Origin of the sequence: Salmonella sp. SAL4457 (assembly GCF_046548235.1) — a bacterium.
GTDB lineage: Bacteria > Pseudomonadota > Gammaproteobacteria > Enterobacterales > Enterobacteriaceae > Salmonella > Salmonella enterica.
Map to the genome: position 1 here is coordinate 194,497 of NZ_JBGDZO010000007.1, position 20,579 is coordinate 215,075.

The 20,579-nt window shown below is 52.6% G+C and carries 21 protein-coding genes and 1 pseudogene; 11 read left to right on the top strand and 11 right to left on the bottom strand.

Going from position 1 to position 20,579, the window contains the following annotated elements; genetic code table 11:
• The first annotated feature begins 84 nt into the window (after nt 1-84).
• The gene (cysM, locus tag ACLJNW_RS20050) at nt 85-996 is read left to right on the top strand and encodes a cysteine synthase CysM (RefSeq protein WP_023203839.1); all 912 of its coding nucleotides are present in this window, start codon (nt 85-87) and stop codon (nt 994-996) included.
• A 130-nt stretch (nt 997-1,126) separates the two neighbouring features.
• On the opposite strand, the gene ACLJNW_RS20055 is transcribed toward cysM, so the two are convergent.
• From ACLJNW_RS20055 to ptsJ, 4 genes are read right to left on the bottom strand one after another with little or no spacing between them, the layout of a single operon-like run.
• Nucleotides 1,127-1,666, bottom strand: a complete 540-nt coding sequence (locus ACLJNW_RS20055; protein ID WP_001540567.1) for a transglycosylase domain-containing protein — start codon at nt 1,664-1,666, stop codon at nt 1,127-1,129.
• A 12-nt stretch (nt 1,667-1,678) separates the two neighbouring features.
• Nucleotides 1,679-2,059 (bottom strand): YfeK family protein, encoded by a 381-nt coding sequence (locus ACLJNW_RS20060; protein ID WP_077910381.1) that lies wholly within the window; start codon nt 2,057-2,059, stop codon nt 1,679-1,681.
• 58 nt (nt 2,060-2,117) lie between these two features.
• Entirely contained in the window at nt 2,118-2,837 is a 720-nt protein-coding gene (locus ACLJNW_RS20065; protein ID WP_023203838.1) for a type 1 glutamine amidotransferase, read from the bottom strand.
• A 14-nt stretch (nt 2,838-2,851) separates the two neighbouring features.
• Nucleotides 2,852-4,144, bottom strand: a complete 1,293-nt coding sequence (ptsJ, locus tag ACLJNW_RS20070) for a transcriptional regulator PtsJ (protein WP_023203837.1) — start codon at nt 4,142-4,144, stop codon at nt 2,852-2,854.
• A gap of 82 nt (nt 4,145-4,226) precedes the next feature.
• Between ptsJ and pdxK the strand changes: the two genes are divergently transcribed.
• Both pdxK and ACLJNW_RS20080 read left to right on the top strand, forming a co-directional pair.
• Nucleotides 4,227-5,093: a pyridoxine/pyridoxal/pyridoxamine kinase gene (pdxK, locus tag ACLJNW_RS20075; RefSeq protein WP_000529613.1), complete on the top strand. Its 867-nt coding sequence runs from the start codon at nt 4,227-4,229 to the stop codon at nt 5,091-5,093.
• Complete coding sequence (locus ACLJNW_RS20080; protein WP_000844543.1) at nt 5,090-5,329, top strand: hypothetical protein; 240 nt, start codon at nt 5,090-5,092, stop codon at nt 5,327-5,329. Before pdxK ends, ACLJNW_RS20080 begins: the two co-directional genes overlap by 4 nt.
• Before the next feature lie 149 nt (nt 5,330-5,478).
• Here the strand turns inward: ACLJNW_RS20080 and crr are convergent, their stop codons facing one another.
• The 5 genes from crr to cysZ form a co-directional block, all read right to left on the bottom strand.
• Entirely contained in the window at nt 5,479-5,988 is a 510-nt protein-coding gene (gene crr, locus ACLJNW_RS20085; RefSeq protein ID WP_000522253.1) for a PTS glucose transporter subunit IIA, read from the bottom strand.
• A gap of 40 nt (nt 5,989-6,028) precedes the next feature.
• A complete protein-coding gene (gene ptsI / locus ACLJNW_RS20090; protein WP_000623114.1) occupies nt 6,029-7,756 on the bottom strand; it encodes a phosphoenolpyruvate-protein phosphotransferase PtsI in 1,728 nt (575 codons plus the stop codon).
• A 48-nt stretch (nt 7,757-7,804) separates the two neighbouring features.
• The gene (gene ptsH / locus ACLJNW_RS20095; protein WP_000487600.1) at nt 7,805-8,062 is read right to left on the bottom strand and encodes a phosphocarrier protein Hpr; all 258 of its coding nucleotides are present in this window, start codon (nt 8,060-8,062) and stop codon (nt 7,805-7,807) included.
• Between the two features lie 383 nt (nt 8,063-8,445).
• The gene (cysK, locus tag ACLJNW_RS20100; protein WP_000036904.1) at nt 8,446-9,417 is read right to left on the bottom strand and encodes a cysteine synthase A; all 972 of its coding nucleotides are present in this window, start codon (nt 9,415-9,417) and stop codon (nt 8,446-8,448) included.
• A 311-nt stretch (nt 9,418-9,728) separates the two neighbouring features.
• Entirely contained in the window at nt 9,729-10,490 is a 762-nt protein-coding gene (gene cysZ, locus ACLJNW_RS20105; RefSeq protein WP_000255008.1) for a sulfate transporter CysZ, read from the bottom strand.
• Between the two features lie 231 nt (nt 10,491-10,721).
• Here cysZ and zipA point away from each other — a divergent pair, with 231 nt between their 5' ends.
• The 3 genes from zipA (at nt 10,722) to ACLJNW_RS20120 (ending at nt 14,015) form a co-directional block, all read left to right on the top strand.
• Nucleotides 10,722-11,708, top strand: coding sequence for a cell division protein ZipA (gene zipA, locus ACLJNW_RS20110; protein WP_000983126.1), 987 nt, complete (start codon nt 10,722-10,724; stop codon nt 11,706-11,708).
• A 71-nt stretch (nt 11,709-11,779) separates the two neighbouring features.
• Entirely contained in the window at nt 11,780-13,795 is a 2,016-nt protein-coding gene (gene ligA, locus ACLJNW_RS20115; protein ID WP_023203835.1) for an NAD-dependent DNA ligase LigA, read from the top strand.
• Between the two features lies 1 nt (nt 13,796).
• Nucleotides 13,797-14,015, top strand: coding sequence for a DUF3820 family protein (locus ACLJNW_RS20120; protein WP_001519708.1), 219 nt, complete (start codon nt 13,797-13,799; stop codon nt 14,013-14,015).
• On the opposite strand, the gene ACLJNW_RS20125 is transcribed toward ACLJNW_RS20120, so the two are convergent.
• A complete protein-coding gene (locus ACLJNW_RS20125; protein ID WP_000765569.1) occupies nt 14,012-15,010 on the bottom strand; it encodes a bile acid:sodium symporter family protein in 999 nt (332 codons plus the stop codon). The two genes, ACLJNW_RS20120 and ACLJNW_RS20125, sit on opposite strands and share 4 nt — an antisense overlap.
• Nucleotides 15,011-15,099: 89 nt before the next feature.
• On the opposite strand from ACLJNW_RS20125, the pseudogene ACLJNW_RS20130 reads away from it, so the two are divergent.
• Nucleotides 15,100-16,026: pseudogene (locus tag ACLJNW_RS20130) on the top strand (LysR family transcriptional regulator).
• 61 nt (nt 16,027-16,087) lie between these two features.
• On the opposite strand, the gene ACLJNW_RS20135 reads toward ACLJNW_RS20130, so the two are convergent.
• Nucleotides 16,088-16,849, bottom strand: coding sequence for an outer membrane protein (locus tag ACLJNW_RS20135; RefSeq protein WP_000722926.1), 762 nt, complete (start codon nt 16,847-16,849; stop codon nt 16,088-16,090).
• Nucleotides 16,850-17,104: 255 nt separating this feature from the next.
• Here ACLJNW_RS20135 and xapA point away from each other — a divergent pair, with 255 nt between their 5' ends.
• The 4 genes from xapA to ACLJNW_RS20155 are packed head-to-tail and all read left to right on the top strand — an operon-like array spanning nt 17,105 to nt 20,402.
• Entirely contained in the window at nt 17,105-17,938 is an 834-nt protein-coding gene (xapA, locus tag ACLJNW_RS20140) for a xanthosine phosphorylase (RefSeq protein ID WP_001119750.1), read from the top strand.
• 54 nt (nt 17,939-17,992) lie between these two features.
• Nucleotides 17,993-19,249: a nucleoside permease gene (locus ACLJNW_RS20145; RefSeq protein ID WP_024154778.1), complete on the top strand. Its 1,257-nt coding sequence runs from the start codon at nt 17,993-17,995 to the stop codon at nt 19,247-19,249.
• 58 nt (nt 19,250-19,307) lie between these two features.
• A complete protein-coding gene (locus ACLJNW_RS20150) occupies nt 19,308-19,466 on the top strand; it encodes a XapX domain-containing protein (protein ID WP_000658727.1) in 159 nt (52 codons plus the stop codon).
• Nucleotides 19,467-19,517: 51 nt separating this feature from the next.
• The gene (locus ACLJNW_RS20155) at nt 19,518-20,402 is read left to right on the top strand and encodes a LysR family transcriptional regulator (protein ID WP_000438886.1); all 885 of its coding nucleotides are present in this window, start codon (nt 19,518-19,520) and stop codon (nt 20,400-20,402) included.
• Nucleotides 20,403-20,579 lie beyond the last annotated feature (177 nt).

Genomic DNA, 20,579 nt, shown 5'->3' on the forward strand with positions numbered 1-20,579 from the left:
CGCTTACCGGGCCTACAGCGTATATCGTGATTTTGTAGGCCGGGTAAGCACAGCGCCACCCGGCATTTTTATTGAGCTGAAAACGTGAATACATTAGAACAAACCATCGGCAATACGCCGCTGGTCAAATTACAACGTCTGGGGCCGGATAACGGCAGTGAAATCTGGGTCAAGCTGGAAGGCAATAATCCGGCAGGATCGGTGAAAGATCGCGCGGCGCTATCGATGATTGTCGAGGCGGAAAAGCGCGGGGAAATTAAACCGGGCGATGTCCTGATTGAAGCGACCAGCGGCAACACTGGCATTGCGCTGGCGATGATCGCCGCGCTGAAAGGTTATCGCATGAAGCTGTTGATGCCAGACAACATGAGCCAGGAGCGTCGGGCGGCAATGCGGGCCTATGGCGCGGAACTGATTCTGGTCACTAAAGAGCAGGGAATGGAAGGGGCGCGCGATTTAGCGCTCGCTATGTCTGAACGTGGAGAAGGTAAACTGCTCGATCAGTTTAATAATCCTGATAATCCCTACGCTCACTACACCACCACCGGCCCGGAAATCTGGCGGCAAACGTCAGGTCGCATCACCCATTTTGTCTCCAGCATGGGCACGACCGGCACCATTACCGGCGTGTCGCGTTTTCTGCGCGAGCAGGAAAAACCGGTCACTATCGTTGGCCTACAGCCGGAAGAGGGCAGCAGTATTCCGGGCATTCGCCGCTGGCCAGCGGAATATATGCCGGGCATTTTCAACGCCAGCCTGGTGGATCAGGTGCTGGATATTCATCAGAATGATGCCGAAAACACCATGCGTGAACTGGCCGTTCGTGAAGGCATTTTCTGCGGCGTGAGTTCCGGCGGCGCGGTAGCGGGTGCGTTACGCGTCGCACGTGCCACGCCCGGCGCGATAGTGGTGGCGATCATCTGCGATCGCGGCGACCGTTACTTGTCTACCGGCGTGTTTGGTGAAGAGCATTTCAGCCAGGGGGCAGGGATTTAAACTAATGAGTTCAGCTGATTGGGATATACACAGGCAACGGCGCCTTTGACAGGCGGGAATATCTTGCCGATTTTCTATGTGCGCCAGCGCATTACCGCCGTTTTTTATAATAAAAGCTCGTCTGTTGTTCTTATTGTTGTATTTGTTCCTGGCAAAGCGTCATGTAATGCTTGCTGCTTTCTACCAGCCTGGCTGAACCAGGCCGGTAAAGTGACGGCGCTTTAAACATATAAATCAGTTGTACTTGTTGCTGGCAGGTCATCTCTGTCACTGGTACGTGAAATAACGTTAACGCTGCATTTTTCGTACCGTAAACCGCGTTACCCTGCGAATCCCGGCCATAATACGCTTGCGCCAGCATCATGGCATACAGCTCGTCGTCGCGGTACAGGCTGTCCAACCAGAACACCCAGATCGCGGTCCTGAAATGCCCATCCACGCCAGCTTGGGTATAGAGTAATCTGGCAGTATAAGATTTGGGATGTATTTTGGCCGCAGCGCGGCGCAAAAAACGCGTCTGCGGCGATTCGGACAACCAGAAAGAGGCGCTCTGTAATGCGGTCTGGGCTATGGGACGAATTTCCAGATAATAGTAAACGATTAACCCTACAGCAAACGCTAACAGAAGCGCGATAACGCCTTTAAAAAACCACAGTAACACGCCTGGCATTATGATTTTTTCTTACTCAACATTCTTATCCGTTTCCGCAATAAGCGCATGTAAATAAGGCTGCGCGTTTTCATCGCTTTTACTGGGAATTTTAACGATATAGGGCTTTCCGGTGATGGACGACGACGACGCGACTTTATCGATAAACTGTTCGGCGGTGTCGATACGATTGCGCGTGTTACCCAGTTTTAAGCGCAGGTGCGATACGGCTTCCTCGCAGTTATGCGCATCACCGTTACGAACGAAGGTCAGATCCTTTTTCTGCGCCAGCGCATTCAGCATGGCGTTAATGCGCGCTTCTTCGTGGGCGTTTAGCTTCGCCCAGGCGGGTAGGGTCAGCAGGAGCGCAACGACGGCGCAGACAATTTTCTTCATGGTAAAATCCTTTTTCATGCGATAATCACTGCACCTCAGACCGTTAGCCGGGTAATAAGTTGCACTCCTGGTGTGGTTATTTCTGTGAGTGCGCCAGCGTGAGTTCATCCAGAAAACGCCACAGCTTTTCATTCATCTGCTGGTAATCCCATGCGCGCATCTCGGCGACCGAGCGGATAAAACGCATCCCTTGCGCGTCGGCCAGCTCCTGCTGCGAATGTTGGATTAATCCTTCAACCGCCTCAGCGGTAAATTCCATATGACACTGGAAGCCGTAGACAAAATTGCCGTACTGCACTATCTGACGTGGACAGCCTTCGCTTTCGGCCAGCACGGTCGCCTGATCGGTGAGTCCTGGCATATCGTTGTGCCAGTGGCCGACGGTTAACGGGGAGCCAAAGTGGGTGATAAGCGGATGCCGCAGACCGGCTTCAGTGAGCGTAATAGGGTAGTGACCAATCTCTTTTTCCGGACTTTGGCACACCGCGGCGCCCAGCGCCTCGCCAATGAGCTGCGAACCAAGACAAATGCCGATAACCATTCGCCGGGCCGTAATCGCCTGATTAATTAAGTGCTGTTCGGCGCGAGAGTCAAAGTACGGGCACTCTTCGCGGGTGGTGCGCGGCGACTGCGGACCGCCAAATACCACGAGCATATCGAACTCATCGGCATTGGGCGGTAGCGCTTCTCCGGCATAGACGCGCGACCATGAAATGGTATAACCGCGATCTTCAGCCCATTTCAGATAAGCGCCAGCGGATTCAAACGACTCATGGACAACAAAATGAACTCGCACGTTATTTTCTCCTGTTAGCGATTTAGCGCCTGATGGATATCAGCCGCCAGCGTGTTGATCTCGCTGTCATTTAATGTCGACAGCGTGATACGTAGACCGTGAGACGGCGCGCTTACGCCAAAGGCTTCTCCCTCACGTACCAGCCAGCCGGATTTTGCCAGCGTAAACGCGGTAGCCTGGCTATGGGTGTCCAGCGGGAGCCAGGAATTCACGCCGTCGCCGGGAGAAATGGCGATGCCATATTGCTGTAGGGCGCGGGCCAGTTTTTGTTGCCGGGCGGCGTAAAACAGCCGCGTTTGCGCCAGCCTGTGCTGATACTCAGGGTCGGTCAGGCAGGCGTAGACCAGATCCTGTAACAGATGGCTGACCCACTGACTACCGGCATTTAGCCGCAGCCGAAGTTTTGCCGAGGTCGCGCTGTCGCTGGCGACAATAGCAAGACGTAAATCGGGGCCGAGGGTTTTGGAAACGGAGCGTATCACCGCCCAGTGTTGCGTTGTCTGCGCAATAACCGGCTGCCAGGGCGACGAAGAAAGCAGGGCGAAGTGATCGTCGATAATGACCACTACCTGAGGGTAACGCGCCAGTATATTTTGCAGCGCAGCGGCACGGCGAGCGCTCAGGCTACAGCCGGTAGGGTTGTGCGCGCGCGGCGTTAAGATCACTGCCCGCGCGCCCTGGTTTAGCGCCTGTTCCAGCTTTTCAGGCTGCATTCCTTCGCTATCCACACTGACCGGGCTGGCGCTAAAACCGGCATAGCGCAGCATATTGATACTGCTTAAAAAACAGGGATCTTCCACCGCGACGCTGTCGCCCGGCAGCAGATGCGCGCAAAGCAGTCTTTCAATGGCGTCGATAGCTCCGCTGGTGATATCAATTTCGCCTGCGACGGGGGTGGCATCCCGTAGCCAGCGCGCCGCCCAGGCGTGTAGTTCAGGGGAAACGGGCGCATCGCCGTAGAGATGCGGCGTGCGGCTGAGACGGGCAAAATAACGGCTAAGGTCAGGCAGACGCTGCGGATCGGGATTGCCGCCGGAAAGGTCGTGCAGAGGCGTATGCGGATCGCCGCCTTCCAGCGCTACGGGAGACGGACTGCCTTTAATCACCGTCCCATTGCGGCCTAAACTTTGCGCCAGTCCCGCCGTTATCAGCCGTTTATACGCCGCTGCGACGGTATTGCGGTTCACCTTTAATTCGCTTGCCAGCTCCCGTACCGGCGGGAGCGAATCCTCCGCCCGTAACGTGCCGGCGATAATGTGTTGACGGATACTGTCAAAAATTTCGTTAGCGGTTTTTCCGTCGATCATTATTGACCTATGACAAAATGAATTTTAGCATATGACAATGATAATGAGGCGGTAGCCTGCTGTCCAGCGAGAGGAAAATTTTATGGGACAAGAGAGTGATATTCAGTCAGTGCTCTTCGACGACAACCATCGGGCATTACAGACCGATATCGTCGCCGTCCAGTCACAGGTCGTGTACGGCAGCGTAGGCAACAGTATCGCTGTTCCGGCCATTAAAGCGCAGGGACTACGCGTGACGGCGGTCCCGACGGTGCTATTCAGCAATACGCCGCACTATAAAACCTTTTATGGCGGCATTATTCCCGCCGAGTGGTTTGCAGGCTACCTTACGGCGTTGAATGAGCGCGATGCGCTACGTGAATTAAAAGCGATTACCACCGGTTACATGGGCAGCGCAGACCAAATTGTCTTGCTGTCGAAGTGGCTAATGGCGATCCGGGCTTCGCATCCGGAGGTGTGTATTCTTGTCGATCCGGTCATTGGCGATACCGACAGTGGAATGTATGTGCAGGCGGAAATTCCGCAGGCTTATCGCACACATTTGTTGCCGCAGGCGCAGGGGCTAACGCCGAACGTATTTGAGCTGGAGATGCTGAGTGGTAAACCGTGCCGCACGCTGGAAGAGGCGGTGGCGGCGGCGCAATCGCTGCTTTCCGATACGCTGAAATGGGTGGTTATCACCAGCGCGCCGGGCGAATCTCTGGAGACCATAACGGTTGCTGTCGTTACTGCGCAGGTCGTAGAGGTCTTTGCCCATCCGCGGGTGGCGACGGAATTAAAAGGGACGGGAGATCTCTTCTGCGCCGAGCTGGTCAGCGGTATTGTGCAGGGGAAAAAACTGACGACCGCGGCAAAAGATGCGGCGCAGCGCGTGCTGGAGGTGATGACCTGGACACAGCAGTGTGGCTGTGATGAGTTAATTCTGCCGCCGGCAGGGGAGGCGCGATGAAGAGTTATCGGCTGGTAGTTCGCCAGCAGGGGCGTATCGTGGGGCATTTTGAAACGAGCGGGCTGGACGCGCTGGAAGATATCTGCGTGGCGCGAGCGATGTTTGGCATCACTGGCGGCTATCAGTGCGAGCTGCAAGTGTCCGATTCCGAACGCAGGATGCTGGAGAGTGGCCCGAATGGGATGAAGATCCTGATGCGCGAGAAGTGCTTTCGCCCGGTGACCTCGCAGTTGTAACCCGTGGATTGGCGCTGAAATGTTCGCAACCTTGTAGGCCTGATAAGCGTAGCGCCATCAGGCAGTGCGCCACACCATCGCCGGATGGCGGCGCAAGTACAGGCAAAAAAAATGGCGCCCAAAGGCGCCATTCTTCACTGCGGCAAGAATTACTTCTTAATGCGGATAACCGGAGTTTCACCCACGGTCACGCTACCGGACAGTTTGATCAGTTCTTTGATTTCATCCATGTTGGAGATAACAACCGGAGTCAGGGTAGACTTGGCTTTTTCTTCCAGCAACGGCAGATCGAACTCGATGACCGGATCGCCAACTTTCACGCGCTGACCTTCTTCAGCAATACGCTTGAAGCCTTCGCCTTTCAGCTCAACGGTGTCGATACCGAAGTGAACGAACAGCTCAATGCCGCTATCGGATTCGATAGAGAACGCATGGTTGGTTTCAAAGATTTTGCCGATGGTGCCGTCAACAGGGGCGACCATTTTGTTACCGGTTGGTTTGATAGCGATGCCATCACCAACGATTTTTTCAGCAAAAACTACATCCGGCACGTCTTCGATGTTGACGATCTCGCCAGAGAGCGGGGCAACAATCTCAATAGTTCCGGTGTCTTTCTTATCATCAGAAACCAGAGATTTTAGTTTATCGAACAAACCCATGATCTTCTCCTAAGCAGTAAATTGGGCCGCATCTCGTGGATTAGCAGATTGTTTTTTCTTCAATGAACTTGTTAACCAGCGTCATTAACTCGTCCGTTGTCGGTTGAGCAAGAGCCTGCTCTGCTAACACCTTCGCATCTTCGAAGTTCGTGTTACGGATAATCTTCTTAATGCGCGGGATAGAAATGGCGCTCATAGAGAATTCGTCCAGACCCATCCCCAGCAACAGAAGTGTAGCACGTTCGTCGCCTGCAAGCTCACCACACATGCCAGTCCATTTACCTTCTGCATGAGAAGCATCAATAACTTGCTTGATCAAGTTCAGTACGGACGGTGACATTGGCTGGTAAAGGTGTGAAATCATATCATTACCACGGTCAACTGCCAGGGTGTACTGCGTTAAATCATTGGTGCCGATACTAAAGAAATCAACTTCTTTGGCTAAATGACGCGCAATTGTCGCCGCAGCTGGTGTTTCCACCATCACGCCAATCTCAATGCTTTCGTCAAATGCTTTACCTTCGTCACGCAGTTCCTGTTTGTAGATTTCAATCTCTTTGCGCAGCGCGCGAACTTCTTCAACAGAGATGATCATCGGGAACATAATGCGCAATTTACCGAAAGCGGAGGCACGCAGAATCGCGCGAACCTGGTCACGCAGGATCTCTTTGCGATCCATGGCGATACGCACGGCGCGCCAGCCCAGGAACGGGTTCTCTTCTTTCGGGAAGTTCATGTACGGCAGCTCTTTGTCGCCGCCAATGTCCATGGTACGGACGATAACCGCCTGCGAGCCGCACGCTTCAGCGACCGCTTTATAGGCGGCAAACTGCTCTTCTTCCGTCGGCAGCGCGTCGCGATCCATGAACAGGAATTCAGTACGATACAGACCAACGCCTTCCGCGCCGTTACGCTCAGCGCCTTCAACGTCACGAACGGTACCGATGTTGGCGCAAACTTCAACCTGATGTCCATCCAGCGTGATTGCTGGCAGATCTTTCAGTTTTGCGAGTTCCGCTTTCTCGGTCGCAACCTGCTCCTGGACGGCGCGCAGTTGCTCAATAACATCGTTGGTCGGGTTGACGTAAACCTGGTTGTTTACGGCATCCAGAATCAGATAGTCGCCGTTTTTCACCTGAGCGGTGACGCTACCGGTACCTACGATCGCCGGCAGTTCCAGAGAACGCGCCATGATGGAGGTATGAGACGTGCGTCCGCCCGCGTCGGTGATGAAGCCCAGCACTTTCTGCAGGTTCAGCTGCGCGGTTTCTGACGGCGTCAGGTCAGCGGCAACCAGGATAACTTCTTCCTGAATCGCGCTCAGATCGATAATGGCCAGACCCAGGATGTTGCGCAGCAGGCGCTTACCGATATCACGTACGTCAGCCGCGCGCTCTTTCAGGTATTCATCATCCAGTTCTTCCAGGGCAGTGGCCTGACCTTCGATAACTTCATGTGCGGCTGCGTCAGCCGTCATGTGCTTATCTTTAATCAGGGCTATGATTTCCTGCTCCAGCTCCTCATCTTCGAGCAGCATAATATGCCCTTCAAAGATGGCTTCTTTTTCTTCACCGAACGTTTCACCAGCTTTTGTCTTGATCGCTTCCAGTTGCGCAGATGCCTTGGCACGACCGCTCAGAAAACGTTCAACTTCCTGATCAACCTTGTCGGCAGAAATTTTTTTCCGGTCAATGACGATTTCGTCTTCTTTCAGCAGCAGTGCTTTGCCGAAAGCGATACCCGGGGATGCTAAAATGCCTGAAATCATAACCCTACCTTACTTGTGACTGATTTTTAAAAGAACCCGGAAAAAAACTTACTCGAGTTCCGCCATCAGTTTGACCAGATGTTCAACCGCTTTCTGCTCATCTTCACCTTCTGCGGAGATGGTGACGACGGTGCCTTGAGTCAGGCCCAGAGTCTGCAGTTTAAACAGGCTTTTCGCGCTGGCGCTTTTGCCGTTGGAAGTCACAGTAATCTCAGAAGTGAAGCCTTTTGCTTCTTTAACAAACTGAGCAGCAGGGCGGGTGTGCAGACCGTTCGGAGCGGTAATGGTAACTTCTTGCTGGAACATTGTATTTCCCCAACTTATAGGTTTAGTGTTGTGGAACTAAAGTCTAGCCTGGCGGCTCAACTTTAGCCTGTATTGTTAGCGCCGGCGTAAACGGGACGCGACACAAAAGGTGTTCTACGCAATCCGTTGCTGGCAACTTATGGCCGCTGACGTTTCGCTCGTCATTAAACATTATGCCGCGAAAGGAAGAGTTGAACCAAATCATAAAATCGATTCAGCTAACGCTTTTCCTGTAACGATTAATTTCGCGCATCAAAATAATTAGTCTGGTTAAATACCAGTTCCGGCAGGGTGAATCAATGCCAGGTGAGGTGAAAGTTTGAAGCAGGCCACAAAAAAGCACCCAAAAAGGTGCTTTTTTACGCGTTTTTAACATGCTGGCATCACTGTTGCAGTTCTTTCTCAGTAAAGAGATCGGCGAACAACGCGGTGCTCAGATAACGCTCACCTGATGAGGGTAGGATAACCACAATATTCTTATTGGTAAAGCTTTCATCTTCCTGCAGCTTAAGCGCTGCAGCAACCGCGGCGCCGGAAGAAATTCCTGCCAGAATACCTTCCTCTTCCATCAGACGGCGCGCGGTAGAAATGGCTTCTTCATTGGTGATGCCAACCACTTTATCAATCAGTTTCAGATCCAGGTTGCCCGGGATGAAGCCTGCGCCGATACCCTGAATTTTATGCGGGCCCGGTTTGATCTCTTCACCAGCCAGCGCCTGGGCGATAACCGGGGAGTCAGTGGGTTCTACCGCAACGGTGATAAGATCGGTTTTACCCTTCGTCCCTTTGATATAACGCGTGACGCCGGTTAACGTACCGCCAGTGCCGACGCCGGAGATAAACACATCCACCTGACCATCGGTGTCTTCCCAGATTTCCGGGCCGGTGGTTTTTTCATGGATTTCCGGGTTGGCAGGGTTGCTGAACTGCTGGAGCAGGAGATATTTTTGCGGATCGCTGGCGACAATTTCTTCGGCTTTCTGAATAGCGCCTTTCATCCCTTTCGCCCCTTCGGTCAGCACCAGATTCGCGCCTAATGCTTTGAGTAGCTTGCGGCGTTCAATGCTCATGGTTTCCGGCATGGTCAGGGTGAGTTTGTAACCGCGCGCGGCGGCGACATACGCCAGCGCAATACCGGTGTTGCCGCTGGTCGGCTCCACCAGTTCCACGCCAGGTTTCAGTACGCCACGCTTTTCGGCATCCCAAATCATATTGGCGCCGATACGGCACTTGACGCTGAAGCTCGGGTTGCGCGACTCCACCTTCGCCAGAATGCGTCCATTACCGATACGGTTCAGTCGAACCAGCGGCGTATGACCGATAGTCAGCGAGTTATCTTCATAAATCTTACTCATGGCCTGTCCTTAACTGTATGAAATTGGGATACCTTCCCAGCATACCTTCCAGCCAGATATGGGGAAGTAAGGATTTCGCATATCTATATGCTGATGGGGAATAATGGTTATCAGTATGGAATAAGAGACAGCATAAGAGCTTATCCCATTAGGGCTATTTTACTTGCCATTTTGGACCTGGGCAGTGCTCAAAATCCTCACGTACTACGTGTACGCTCCGGTTTTTGCGCGCTGTCCGTGTCCAAACTGGCTGCGCCAATAACGCCTGGTGGGATAGGCTCTAAGCCATCTCTTATTTATACATTTTTACGTTATTTCCATAACGCGTGCTTAGCACGCCAGCAATCAACCCACATTGCCGTCGCGCCACAGACGGCGACAGGCATAATGAAAAGGTTAAGCACCGGAATCATCGTAAAGAGGCTGGTGAGCGCGCCAAATTGCATATTCGCCACCTTCTGCGTGCGCAACGCGGCGCGCATCGTTTTAAACGGCACTTTGTGGTTATCGAACGGGTAGTCGCAATACTGGATCGCCAGCATCCAGGCGCTGAACAAAAACCACAGCACCGGCGCGATGGTTTGGCCAATGCCAGGAATAAAATAGAGAACCAGCAGCACAATAGCACGCGGCAGATACCACGCCAGCTTTTGCCATTCACGTTTCATAATGCGCGGTACATCTTTCATGATGCCGAGTATGCCGGTATCTGGCGGCGTGGCGCCGGTTAACCGCGCCTCAAGCTGTTCGGCTAAAAGGCCGTTAAACGGCGCGGCGATCCAGTTGGCGAGGGTAGAGAAAAAATAGCCAAAGACCAACAGAACAGAGATAACTGCAATCGGCCACAGCAGATAGCTCAGCCATTGCAGCCAGTCCGGCACATGACTCATCAACGAAGGTATCCAGGCGTCAAGCTGGGTAAACAGCCACCAAAATGCGCCGCCCATCAGCACGATGTTGACCAGCAGAGGTAAAATAACAAAGCGGCGGATTCCCGGTAGGGTGACTAACTTCCATCCTTGCGAGAAATAATAGACGCCGCTACGTGGTACGGTTGTGGATGATGAAACCATATTCAGGACATACTCCTTTTTCTTAAAGCCCTGGGTAAACGTGGGATATCTTACCCGGTTATCAGACGGTGGATAGTTCGGAAATGTTCGAAAAAACAGCAAAAAGCACATTTTCCTTCATCTTTATGCTGCGAAAGCCAACAGTACACTTGCACTTGACGTAATCGGCAAATACTCTTAGTGAGTAAATGTTTGCCGTGGTGGCAAGGTGTTAGAACAACAGAGAATATAATGATGCAGGATTTGCGTCTGATATTAATCATTGTTGGCGCGATCGCCATAATCGCTTTACTGGTACATGGTTTCTGGACCAGCCGTAAAGAACGATCTTCTATGTTCCGCGATCGTCCACTAAAACGCATGAAATCGAAACGCGACGACGACTCGTATGACGACGATGTCGAAGAAGACGAAGGCGTGGGTGAAGTTCGTGTTCACCGCGTAAATCATGCCCCCGGCCAGTCGCAGGAGCATGATGCCCCTCGTCAGTCGCCGCAACACCAGTACCAGCCGCCTTATGCGTCTGCGCAACCGCGTCCAGCGGCGCCGCCGCAGCCGCAAGCGCCGATGCAACAGCCGGTTCAGCAACCGGTCCAACCTGCGCCTCAGCCTCAGCAGGTTCAGCCATCTGCGCCGCCGGTACAGCCGCCGCAACAGCAGCCTGCACCGCCGTCGCAAGCGCCGCAGCCTGTTGCGCAGCCCGCGCCGCCGCCATCAGCGCAAACCTTCCAGCCTGCGGAACCTGTGGTTGAGGCGGAACCGGTAGTGGAAGAAGCGCCGGTTGTGGAAAAACCGCAGCGTAAAGAGGCGGTCATCATTATGAACGTCGCGGCCCATCATGGCAGCGAGCTTAATGGTGAAGTGTTACTGAACAGTATTCAGCAGTCAGGCTTTAAATTTGGCGATATGAATATTTTCCATCGTCATTTGAGCCCGGACGGCAGCGGCCCGGCCTTGTTCAGTCTGGCGAATATGGTCAATCCGGGAACGTTCGATCCTGAAATGACGGACTTCACTACGCCTGGCGTCACTATCTTTATGCAGGTACCGTCTTACGGCGATGCGCTGCAGAACTTCAAGCTGATGCTGCAATCCGCGCAGCATATCGCTGATGAGGTCGGCGGCGTCGTGCTGGATGACCAGCGTCGGATGATGACGCCGCAGAAACTGCGCGAATATCAGGACCGCATCCGCGAGGTGATGGACGCTAACGCCTGAGGTTAACGCAGGTGTGACATTTTTAACGTAACCCCCGCCTGTCGGGGGTTTTTTATCATTGATGGTGTGATATGGAACCAATCGAACAACAACTGACAGAACTGCGAACCACGCTTCGCCATCATGAATATCTGTATCATGTGATGGATGCGCCAGAGATTCCCGACGCCGAATATGACCGCCTGATGCGGGAACTGCGAGAGCTGGAGGCGCAACGTCCGGACCTTATCACGCCGGATTCGCCCACGCAGCGCGTTGGCGCGGCGCCGCTGACGGCATTCAACCAGATTCGCCATGAAGTACCGATGCTGTCGCTCGATAACGTATTTGATGAAGAAAGCTTCCTGGCGTTTAACAAGCGAGTGCAGGATCGTCTAAAAAGCACGGAAAATGTCATCTGGTGCTGCGAGCTAAAACTGGATGGCCTGGCGGTCAGCATTCTGTATGAAAACGGCGTGCTGGTGAGCGCTGCGACGCGTGGCGACGGCACCACCGGTGAAGATATCACTTCAAACGTGCGCACGATTCGCGCCATTCCGTTAAAGCTGCACGGCGATAACATTCCGGCGCGTCTTGAAGTTCGCGGAGAGGTATTTTTACCGCAGGCCGGGTTTGAAAAGATCAATGAAGACGCGCGCCGCACTGGCGGCAAAGTGTTTGCTAACCCGCGTAACGCGGCGGCGGGCTCGCTGCGTCAGCTCGATCCGCGTATTACGGCGAAGCGACCGCTAACATTTTTCTGCTACGGCGTCGGTATTCTGGAAGGCGGCGAGTTGCCGGATACGCATCTGGGACGTTTGCTGCAATTTAAAGCGTGGGGGTTACCGGTCAGCGATCGCGTGACGCTGTGCGATTCTCCCCAGGCGGTACTGGATTTTTATCACAACGTCGAAAAAGATCGCCCTACGCTCGGTTTTGATATCGACGGCGTGGTGATTAAGGTCAACTCGCTGGCTTTGCAGGAACAATTGGGCTTTGTGGCCCGTGCGCCGCGCTGGGCGGTGGCGTTTAAATTTCCTGCTCAGGAGCAGATGACTTTTGTGCGCGATGTTGAGTTTCAGGTCGGGCGCACCGGGGCGATTACGCCGGTGGCGCGTCTGGAACCGGTTCAGGTGGCTGGTGTGCTGGTCAGCAATGCCACGTTGCATAATGCCGATGAAATTGAGCGACTTGGCTTGCGCATTGGCGATAAGGTGGTTATCCGTCGGGCAGGCGATGTGATCCCTCAGGTGGTCAACGTGGTTCTGTCCGAACGCCCTGAAGAGACGCGTCCGATTGCGTTTCCAACGCACTGTCCGGTGTGCGGATCGGACGTAGAGCGCGTCGAAGGCGAAGCCGTTACCCGTTGTACCGGCGGGCTGATTTGCGGCGCGCAGCGTAAAGAGTCGCTAAAACATTTTGTGTCGCGCCGGGCAATGGATGTAGACGGGATGGGCGATAAGATCATCGACCAACTGGTGGAAAGGGAGTATGTCCATACGCCAGCGGATCTGTTCCGTCTGACGGCGGGTAAACTGACCGGCCTGGACCGAATGGGGCCAAAGTCCGCGCAAAATGTTGTTAACGCGCTGGAAAAAGCCAAAGCGACGACCTTTGCGCGTTTTCTCTATGCGCTGGGCATCCGTGAAGTGGGTGAAGCGACGGCGGCGGGGCTGGCGGCTTATTTCGGCACGCTGGAGGCGCTGCAGGCCGCCACCATTGACGAGTTGCAGAAAGTACCTGACGTGGGGATTGTGGTCGCTACGCACGTCTTTAACTTTTTTGCCGAAGAGAGTAATCGTGATGTGATTGGGCAGCTACTGGCGGAAGGGGTTCACTGGCCCGCGCCGGTAGTCATTAATGTGCAAGAGATCGATAGCCCATTTGCCGGTAAAACCGTGGTACTAACCGGTAGCCTGAGCCAGATGTCCCGCGATGACGCTAAAGCGCGTTTAGTGGCGCTGGGCGCGAAAGTAGCAGGCAGCGTATCGAAGAAAACCGATCTGGTGATTGCCGGTGAAGCGGCGGGTTCCAAACTGGCAAAAGCGCAGGAACTGGGTATTACCGTGATTGATGAAGCGGAAATGATCCGCTTACTGGGTGCCTGAGATGGAAAAAGAGCAGCTGGTTGAAATCGCCAACACCGTGATGCCGTTCGGCAAATATCAGGGACGTCGATTGATCGACCTTCCGGAAGAGTATTTGCTGTGGTTTGCCCGTAAAGATCAGTTTCCGGCGGGTAAACTGGGGGAGTTGATGCAAATCACGCTGCTGATTAAAACCGAGGGGCTGACGCAACTGGTGCAGCCCCTGAAACGCCCGCTTTAAGCTTTCGCGGCGCGGCTTTCCTGCTGCGCCTGTAACTTCTCGGTCTGGCGTTTGTAGCGCCGTGCCAGCCCCGCACAGACCATCAGTTGGATCTGGTGGAAGATCATCAGCGGTAATACCATCATACCCAGCACTGACGTCGGAAACAGAATATTGGCCATCGGGATCCCGTTGGCCAGGCTTTTTTTCGAACCGCAGAAAACGATAGTGATTTCGTCGGCTTTATTGAAGCCGCATTTACGGGCGACAAAGACGTTAATGGCGATGACGATCGCCAACAGTATGAGGCTGACCACGACGATAAACAGCAACGATCCCCAGCCGACTTTGTGCCAGATGCCGTTGACCACCGCTTCGCTGAACGCCGAGTAGACCACCAGCAAAATAGAGGTCTGATCTGTTTTCGCGATCCACTTTTTGTTGCGCGCGACCCAGTTGCCGATCCACGGGCGAGACAGGTGTCCCAGCACAAAAGGCAGCAGCAGTTGCAGCATAATTTTGCCCACCTCTTCCAGACTGCCCTGCGCGCCATGAATATTCATTACCAGACCGACCAGCAGCGGCGACAGGAAAATGCCCAGCAGACTGGACGCAGACGCTGAGCACACTGCGGCCGCGACGTTACCGCCCGCGAGTGAAGTAAACGCAATCGCCGACTGCACGGTGGCAGGCAAAATGCACAGATACAGAAAGCCGCTGTAGAGCATAGGGTCGACATTGACAGGCGCCCACCAGGCAAACAGTACGCCGAGGACAGGAAAGAGCACAAAAGTGCTGCACATGACCCACAGATGCAACCGCCAGTGGCTGCCGCCAGCGATGATCGCTTCACGCGAAAGCTTCGCGCCATGCATAAAAAACAGCAGAGCGATGGCCGCTGTCGTAATGCCTTCAACGACAGGCACAAAGCCGCCTTCCGCCGGGAAAAAAGAGGCCAGTAGTACCACGGTGATAAGTGTCAGCGTGAAAGGGTCAAGGATACGAAAAAGTTTCATAAAAACTCCTGAAAGTCGGTGCAGCTATTTTGCGTTTTTCGCTTTGAGAAATAAAATTGATTTATTGCATCTATATATGAATCTAGTCGATGAACTATTCACTGCGTCAACTGCGTATTTTTATTACCGTCGCCCAAGCCAAAAGTTTCAGTCGGGCAGGGGACAGGATTGGACTGAGCCAGTCTGCGGTCAGTCATAGCGTAAAAGAGCTGGAGCGGCAAACCGGCGTCAGACTGCTGGATCGCACTACGCGTGAGGTGGTGCTGACCGAGGCGGGGCAACAACTGGCGACGCGTCTGGAGCGGGTGCTTGATGAACTGAACAGCATACTGCGCGATGCAGGCAGAGTAGGGACACAATTAACCGGCACCGTGCGCGTTGCCGCGAGCCAAACCATTTCTGCGCATCTTATTCCGCAATGCATTGCCCAAAGTAATTCACTTTATCCCGCTATTGATTTTGTATTGCACGATCGTCCGCAGCAGTGGGTGCTGGAGAGCATCCGCCAGGGTGAAGTGGATTTTGGCATCGTTATCGATCCCGGCGCAGCGGTGGATTTACAGTGTGAAGCCATCTTATCAGAGCCTTTTTTACTGTTGTGTCGCCAGGATCATCCGCTGGCGCATCAGGAATGGGTAAGCTGACAGGATCTTAAACAGGCGTCGCTGGTCTTACAGGATTATGCTTCCGGCAGTCGACCGCTGATTGATGCGGCGCTGGCCCATTTTTCGATTGATGCCAATATTGTTCAGGAGATTGGTCACCCGGCCACGCTTTTTCCAATGGTGGAAGCGGGAATCGGCATCAGCGTGCTGCCCGCGCTGGCGTTACCGCTCCCGCAGGGCAGCCACTTACAGGTTAAACGGCTGACGCCCGTAGTTGAAAGGCAGCTCATGCTGGCGCGGCGAAAAAACCGATCGCTCTCCACGGCGGCGCAGGCGTTGTGGGACGTGGTGCGTACTCAGGCCAGCGAATTAACCGCCGCGAGGGCGAAAGATCCGCTGTATCAGCTATAAATATCTATCTGTCCGTGTGTGAGGTGCGGTCTTGCCCTGCCATTTTTGACAGGGCTGTGTGTTAAAACAGGTATTTGATGGAATAAATAATGCCATCCTGCAGGAAGGATTCTCCTAACTTATTATCAGCGTAACGATATTGTACTCCTGCGGTCAGGTGAGGAGTCGCATTCCACCACAGCGCTACTGCGCCATTAATGCCATCTTTCCCGCCATTGCCCGCAGCGTAGGACGCATCGCGGTCAAACTCATACTCATTCCAGTTCGTTACGCTGAATTTCTCACTACCCAACGAGAAGCTATAGCCGGCCACCCAACCTAATACATAACCATTATCGCCTGTGTAGTAGGTCTGATCGGTATAACGTTTGGCAAAGAAGGGTTTAAACCAGTAACCGTTACCTGTGAAGTTATAGCCTAAACCATAGAGAAACATGTCATCATGGAAATTAGCGCGATGAGGTGAACCGTACGTCCCGTAGGCATGGAGATAGAGGTTTAATCCTGTATCGCCCAGATAAATACGGTTGGTATTTTTAAAGGTGTAACGCTGTTCGCTGCCTGGTTTAGCGTGGCGGCCATTGTAAAAATTTTCCCAGTCGAAGAACCCGTACATTTCTCCCCAGCTAAAATTCGCTCCGCCTTCCAGTTCCAGGTACCCAAAATCATCTTTATGGGATTTTTTACTGGTTTTTTCCGTGGTGTCTGATGTCCAGTCGAGGTAATGGAGGCCGATATCGGCGAACCCGCCTTTAAATTCCGCATGGGTGAGTGCGGGAATAATGAGTAAAGAAGAAAGCGTCAGAGTAAGAATTTTTTTCATAGCATATTTCCCTATGCCGATAATTATTAATGGGTTAATTAAAAAGAGGCAATTTATAAATATGAAAGCGGCATATTGTTAATATGAAGTGCAAGCAAAAACCAATACTGTTTTCCCTCTGTATTAATACAGAAGCGATCTAAATCTATCGATATTAAATGGCTATTGATGACACGTGAAAAGTGTATTGGTCAGCAAGGGGCGATGGTCGTTATAAAAAGGAGTCAAATTAAATCCGATAGAACAAGGAAACTTATGCCTCACGCTCTTTTTTCTCATAATCCTGAGTATTGTATTGATATTATTCATGCACATAAACCGGCATTTACCCCGCGAGTCGCGTTTATTTTAGGCTCCGGGTTGGGTGCTCTGGCGGATCAAATCGAAGATGCGGTAGCCATTTCTTACGAGAAATTGCCGGGATTTCCCGTCAGCACCGTACACGGCCATGCTGGTGAACTGGTGCTCGGCCATCTGGCGGGTGTTCCGGTGGCCTGTATGAAAGGCCGCGGACATTTTTATGAAGGGCGTGGAATGGCGGTGATGACCGATGCCATTCGCACGTTGAAATTACTGGGCTGTGAAGTGTTGTTCTGCACCAATGCGGCAGGATCTCTGCGTCCGGAAGTGGGGCCGGGTAGCCTGGTTGCGCTTAGCGATCACATTAATACGATGCCCGGTACGCCGATGGTGGGGCCAAACGATGATCGTTATGGCGATCGCTTCTTCTCGCTGGCTAATGCTTATGACGCAGATTATCGCGCCATGCTTCAGTCCGTTGCGGCAGAGGAGGGATTCACCCTCACTGAAGGCGTATTTGTTTCTTATCCGGGTCCGAACTTCGAAACGGCGGCAGAAATCCGCATGATGCAGATTATTGGCGGCGATGTGGTCGGAATGTCCGTTGTCCCTGAGGTGATTAGCGCACGTCATTGTGGCCTCAAAGTTGTTGCCGTCTCAGCGATCACCAATCTGGCGGAAGGGCTGGGCGATGTAAAACTCTCCCATGCGCAAACGCTGGCGGCGGCTGAACTTTCCCGGCAGAACTTTATAAATCTGATTTGCGGCTTTTTACGTAAGCTGGCCTAAACACAATGACTACGGCCCCGTATTGGGGCTTTATCTCACGGCAAGGAATAAAAAATGGGTATTACGTCCCGCTTAAAAGTCATGTCGTTCTTGCAATATTTTATCTGGGGGAGCTGGCTGGTTACCCTGGGCTCTTACATGATCAACACTCTGGATTTTACCGGCGCGAATGTCGGTATGGTCTACAGCTCAAAAGGACTGGCAGCGATTATCATGCCGGGCATTATGGGGATCATTGCTGATAAATGGCTGCGCGCTGAGCGAGCCTATATGCTTTGCCATCTGGTTTGCGCGGGGGCGTTATTGTACGCCACCACCGTTACCGATCCCCAGACGATGTTCTGGGTGATGTTGGTTAATGCGATGGCGTATATGCCAACGATTGCATTATCCAATAGCGTTTCGTACTCCTGTCTGGCGAAAGCAGGTCAGGATCCGGTAACGTCATTTCCGCCTGTGCGCGTTTTCGGCACAATAGGTTTTATTGTTGCGATGTGGACGGTGAGCCTGATGGGGCTGGAACTGAGCAGTGCGCAATTATACATCGCTTCTGGCGCATCGTTATTGCTGGCCCTGTATGCGCTGACGTTACCGAAAATTCCGGTAGCCGAGAAGAAGGCGAACACCACGCTTGCCAGTAAGCTCGGACTGGATGCTTTTGTTCTGTTTAAAAATCCACGCATGGCAATCTTCTTTTTGTTTGCGATGATGTTGGGGGCGGTGCTGCAAATTACCAATGTCTTCGGTAATCCGTTCCTGCATGATTTTGCCCGTAATCCTGAGTTTGCCGACAGCTTTGTGGTGAAGTATCCCTCTATCTTGCTTTCAGTTTCGCAGATGGCGGAAGTGGGCTTTATCCTCACCATTCCGTTCTTCCTTAAACGCTTTGGTATTAAAACGGTAATGCTGATGAGTATGCTGGCGTGGATGCTGCGTTTCGGCTTCTTTGCCTTTGGCGATCCATCCCCGTTTGGCTTTGTGCTACTGCTGCTGTCGATGATTGTTTATGGCTGCGCATTTGATTTCTTCAACATCTCAGGGTCAGTATTTGTAGAGCAGGAGGTGGACTCAAGTATTCGCGCCAGCGCGCAGGGGTTGTTTATGACCATGGTTAACGGCGTGGGGGCGTGGATTGGGTCTCTTTTAAGCGGTATGGCCGTGGATTATTTTTCTATTGATGGCGTAAAAGATTGGCAAACCATCTGGCTGGTCTTTGCCGCCTACGCTCTGGCATTGGCCGTTATTTTTGCATTGTTCTTTAAATATCAGCACCATCCAGAAAAACTGTCGACCAAATCATTAGCACATTAATTTTATTTGACTGGCGAGAGGATGTTCGCCAGTCCATTTTTATGAACAAGGACACAGCATGAAAGAAATTATTCTCTCCTCCGGTATTGGATTTGGTATTGGCGCATTTTTTACTTTATGCCGTATACCTATTCCCGCACCAAATGTTTTACCCGGGGTATTATCTATTGTATTTATGTATATTGGGTATCTTGTCGTTAAATCTATTTTTTACTAGGTAATATGGTAAATTCCAGACGTTATCCCTTATTCCTGGAGTGCGATAGTGATGGAACGAGCCCATCGTATTGATCTAAAGCTATTACGTTATTTCCTCGCTGTTGCAGAAGAATTGCATTTTGGCCGGGCTGCTGCCCGGTTAAATATGTCACAACCTCCCTTGAGTATCCATATCAAAGAACTTGAACAGCAACTGGGTACATTGCTGTTTATTCGTCATTCCCGCAGCGTTGCATTAACCCATGCCGGGAAAGTTTTAATGGAGGAGTCACGTCGCTTGTTAGCCAATGCAAATCAGGCGCTGGCGCGAGTGGAGCAGATTGGTCGCGGTGAAGCGGGGCGCATTGAACTGGGTGTGGTTGGTACGGCGCTGTGGGGAAGAATGCGTCCTGCGATGCGTCACTTTTTGAAAGCAAATCCCAATGTTGAAGTACTTTTTCGCGAAAAGTCTCCAGGTATGCAAATGGCGTTGTTAGAGCGTCGGGAACTTGATGCAGGGATCTGGCGTATGGCTATCGAACCAGCAGTCGGTTTTACCAGCATACGTTTGCATGAATCTGCATTCATGGTTGCAGTTCCGGAAGATCACGATCTGGCATCCAGAGATTCTGTGCCGCTGTCGGCGTTGCGCAATGAATATTTTGTTACGTTGCCTTCCGTACATTCTGATTGGGGATTTTTACAACGTGTATGCCAACAGGCGGGTTTCTCGCCAATGATTATTCGGGAAGTGGTTGAGCCGCAAACGGTGTTGGCGATGATCAGTATGGGGATCGGGATTACGTTGATGGCTGATGGCTATGCGCAAATGAGCTGGCCGGGTGTGGTGTTCCGTCCGTTAGAGGAACGTATTCCGGCGGATTTGTATATTGTGTATGACCAGCAGCAGGCAACGCCAGCACTGGAGAAACTGGTGGCGGCGTTGACGGTATGATGTCTGTGCCGGATGGCGACTAACGTCTTATCCGGCCTACGCGGCGGTGTCGTCTGTAGGCCTGATAAGCGCAGCGCATCAGGCAAGACCCGAACCTGCTGCAGGTTCGAATCTTCCATATCGCAGATAGCAAAAAAGCGCCTTTAGGGCGCTTTTTTACATTGGTGGGTCGTGCAG